We start from the raw sequence: 249 nt of genomic DNA on the forward strand, positions 1-249 counted from the left end.
AAACCGCGCAACGCGCCCCCGGTATGGACGATTTGAAAGTGGCTTCCATGAAAAAGGAAAAACTGCGTTTGAAAGAGGAGATTAGCCGCCTGTCGAGCTGACCCTTACCGCGCAATGCGGCGTTTTTGATCGCTGTCGTTCCGCTTTGGCGGGGCGGCAGACTGGATGGCCAGTAAGTGCCGCATTCGGCTTTCATTTGTCGCATTAAAAAAGGCCAGTCTTGGGAAAAGACTGGCCCAATAAATTTCT

Annotated in this window: 1 protein-coding gene; it reads left to right on the plus strand. The window is 52.2% G+C overall.

The genetic code is table 11. The features are described from left to right. The coding region (locus FCK22_RS18640; RefSeq protein ID WP_136720777.1) for a YdcH family protein at positions 1 to 101 on the plus strand (101 nt) is incomplete at its 5' end. Between the last annotated feature and the right edge of the window lie 148 nt (positions 102 to 249).

It is taken from the genome of Sulfitobacter sp. 15WGC (genome assembly GCF_005068605.1).
In the GTDB taxonomy this organism is placed as follows: domain Bacteria; phylum Pseudomonadota; class Alphaproteobacteria; order Rhodobacterales; family Rhodobacteraceae; genus Sulfitobacter; species Sulfitobacter faviae.